Origin of the sequence: Brevibacillus reuszeri, from assembly GCF_002897295.1 — a bacterium.
GTDB classification, from domain to species: domain Bacteria; phylum Bacillota; class Bacilli; order Brevibacillales; family Brevibacillaceae; genus Brevibacillus; species Brevibacillus reuszeri_A.
In genome coordinates this window covers 1-3682 of record NZ_BEXF01000070.1, presented here as the reverse complement: position 1 = coordinate 3682, position 3682 = coordinate 1, and the positions used below count along the sequence as shown (strand labels likewise).

The 3682-nt window shown below is 35.9% G+C and carries 3 protein-coding genes; 1 reads left to right on the top strand and 2 read right to left on the bottom strand.

Translation table 11 applies throughout. From position 1 onward, the window contains the following. The first annotated feature begins 370 nt into the window (after positions 1-370). Entirely contained in the window at positions 371-1042 is a 672-nt protein-coding gene (locus C3B52_RS35240) for a hypothetical protein (protein WP_103110965.1), read from the top strand. 726 nt (positions 1043-1768) lie between these two features. Here C3B52_RS35240 and C3B52_RS35230 read toward each other — a convergent pair. Both C3B52_RS35230 and C3B52_RS35225 read right to left on the bottom strand, forming a co-directional pair. After that, positions 1769-2374 carry a hypothetical protein gene (locus tag C3B52_RS35230; RefSeq protein WP_103110963.1) on the bottom strand — a complete coding sequence of 202 codons (606 nt, stop codon included), beginning with the start codon at positions 2372-2374 and terminating at the stop codon, positions 1769-1771. Between the two features lie 348 nt (positions 2375-2722). Next, complete coding sequence (locus tag C3B52_RS35225; RefSeq protein WP_103110962.1) at positions 2723-3310, bottom strand: hypothetical protein; 588 nt, start codon at positions 3308-3310, stop codon at positions 2723-2725. Between the last annotated feature and the right edge of the window lie 372 nt (positions 3311-3682).

Below are 3682 nucleotides of genomic sequence, written 5' to 3'. Positions count from 1 at the left end.
TTCCTCCTCCCCCTATTAGGGTCATATTGGGACACAATGTGACATTTTGATTCATATTGCATCAATTTGCATCATTTTGCCTCTAAAAGAAATTATAGCATCATTAATAGATGATTTCAACACAATAATAGCAATCTATCATCAATTGATCATTAACTAGCGCTAGACTAGTGACTATTAATAGGCTAGTTATCCTTTTAAATCAAGGGTTATCACCTTGGAGTCCTGTAAAGGTTTATAATAACGGCGATTTATCAATAATAGATTAATAGTCAACTACTACTAAACATTCCGCTAGTCATCAACTAGTTGCACTTGACTAGCGCTAGCCTTTACGCTATTAATAGCCTTGAAGAGAGGTGTTTTTCCCGTGTCCGAAGAGACTTTTTGGCAACTAACCGAATTTGCTGACAAATTAGAAGTGCATTATACGACTGTAAACACATATTTTAAAAACTTGGAAAAGCAAAAAATACATTATGTAAACCGTCTCGAAAGTGGACATAAGATTTATGATAGTCTTGATCTAAAGATTGGCTATCAGATTCTAGAAATGAAACAAAAGGGATGGACCCTAAGCGCTATTTACAATTTCCTGAAGGATACACCACCGTTTGAGTTGCGACCATTCCCAGACGAATACCCGAGTACTGGAAACGAACTAACCACCGAAATTATACTTGCAGAGCTGCAGACTGGATTTAAAAAAGAAATGCAGAACATGCTTAATGAGCAAACACAAAAAATAAGAGAAGAAATCTTAGGTGAAAAGTTGATATTACTGGAGAGATCTGAATCTGATCGATTGGCAGCAAGGCAACAGGAAATTACTGATCGTATTACAAACAATCGAGTAAGGTTAGAACTTGAAATAGAAGCTTTAGAAGAATGGTCCAAGAAAGATCCTTCTGAACGACTTATGAAGGTCGGTTTGTTTAGGAAGGAAGAAGATATTTTAAAGAGAGATTTGTTTGTAAAAAAATATGTTAGTGAAAGAATAGAAGAGAGACTAAAAAACGAAATGGGTGGATCCGCCGAATAGTTTCGAATCAACTTAATAGATACGAGAAAAAAAAGCCCGAATTTGAACTCATAGATCAAATTCGGGCTTTTAAGTTACATCCCAGTTAAAGCTTTACTCAATATGATTATTAATTGGAGTATATGGATGAGTAATTGTTTACCTTCTTTTGTCTTAAAGAAGTCCCTCGCTCTACAACCAACATTTTTGATGTCCGTCAAGAACTTACTCCCCAAGGATTTTAGCTTGTCCATCATTCATTTTCCCTCCTTCCATAACTAGCTACATACAATATAAGAAGAGCAGCTATCATTTTTATCAGTGCCGCGTAATGACTTTGCGTTTGTTCTGATACTGCATGATAAGCATTTTGATTTGGGTTTATAACAAAATAGCGTTCCCTGTCGAACCTTATCCTGTCTAACCCCCCTGATACTTCATCATAAGTAATCCGGATCCATGTCTTAACGCACATCGCGGCGATACCCTTCACTTACATAAGTCTTTTAGCTGCTCCAAATTCTAATAAAAGTGGTATTCATGTATTTGGGGTTTTTAATTTCAAGCTGAACTTATATTTTCAGGCCATTTTTAAGCATTTTTAAGTACTCATGGCATTACTTACAAACTTGGAGATCGGATTTAAGTTAAATAAAAAAACAGCTCGAAGTGTGAGCTGCTGGGGGAACTTACGAAGAAATGAAACAAATAATCTAATCTGGCTGGTCTAAAATGATTTAGTGGTATTTACTGACTCCATGCATCAATAGTTTTATATATTTTCGTCTGGTTTGAGAGGCTACCACTTATTATATGAGTCATTACCATAGGAAGAGTGAGATGTACATCTGGGCTTCGTTGGTCTAAGTATCTGCAGACATAACGCAGCTGTTCAATTCGCTTCGTATCCAAGTCTCGAATGATCCCTTTACCCAATACGGGGAACAGAATATCCTTTCGTCCTACTGCCGTTTCAATTACGTATCCTACGGCCATCTGAAGAGAGCAATCCAGAGCATAAGATAATGCTGCATACTTCTCATGTTCAAAGCTATAAAATCTCATGGCCAATCTTTTTTTCTCTCCGATAAATGTCATTCGAAATGGTTTATTATCAGCATTGCCTAAACAATACTGATACTCGTCCACGATAAAATCTCTTCTGAAATTCAATTTGATGCTATCCAGGAGTTCCTTCGATTTTAGACTTTCTCTGGCCAACATTTCTCCGATCGTTTTTAACGGAAGATCACATACATAACCAACCCGAGCGATTTGTTCATATGCACCTGCACTTATATAAGGAGCGACCGGTCTTTTTTTATCGCTTCGTTCTTTTCTATCCCCTGCCATATATCTCCCGCCTTTTTAAAGGATTTACGTAGTAACACTGTTGCGGTGTTGCAGACTTATTTATTTATATGATGGAGTAGGGGAGAGGTATGCATGTTTTTCCACTTGTCAATACTAAGACCATGGGAGGGATTTAAGATGAAGTTGAGTATTAAAGAATCTGAAGAGTTAGTTCAAGCTATAATCAAAACAGCCGAGGATGTCGGGCTGAAGATAAGAAAAAAACCACAAAAAAAGAAGACCGCAAACTCGTCTTCATAGTTTTTATGGTGAAGTAACTGAGATTTGGAAAACTAGAAGCGTTAGATCTTTAGAGATCAAAGAGACAACATCCAATAAAGAAGCATTTCACTTTATGTATTCTGTCATTGTAACTTTAAGATCCCCAAGGCCAAGGTCAAAAGACTGCTTCAATACATTAAATTCAATATCATTATACAGAATAGTCACCTTAATAATATCATTCGCATATTCAGGGTAAAGATGAGCTTTCCATTCTTCACTCATTACAGTCTCACCAAAGTAAGGAACAATATCCAGATCTTTTGTTTCTGCTGGTTTTATGCTCATAATCCGCTTACCTATAAAGTCAATTGAGTATTCACCATCATTTGTAGATGAAAAATCAATATTCAAGGCTGTCCCATAACCTATATTTGTTACCACCACTTTATAGACTCCTTTAGTTTCTATTAGCTCAATCGCAAGTAAAGGCTTTATTTTTAACAGAGAATCCTTACGCTGAAGATTCAAAGTATAAATAACTCCTGCCAGAGCAATTCCAGAGAACAAAGTATTAAGAATACCAAAAGAATCTCCTAAAGATCCGCTAACACTCCAATCATCAACACGCAAATATAGAAATACAAAAAACATGATATAAATAACAATAATTAATAAAAGTATTGTTAACTCAAGTTTTTTAATCCTTTTCACACTATTACCCCCACATATATTTATTTTGCTTTAATTTTCGACATAATAACCACTAGATCCTTTGGATAACATCGTCTGCACCCTTGTGTCGTTATTTTCACCATCTGAATATTTCACAATAGTAAACCTTGCTTTTTATACTCCAGCTTCCTTCTAAAATATAAAAGAAAAGCTCCCGCGCCTTCGCTTGGGCTATGTCTTCTACCATCAAAACCCCCACCATCATCATATCACTCTATGTATAAATATACGCTCATTCGGACAACCTACTTAAGTAAGAAATCATCCTGTTCATAACTTACAGACCATATAGTATTTATCCACAACCCGTTATAAAAGGTTAAAACGCTTATGCGTTTTGTAATGATTTAA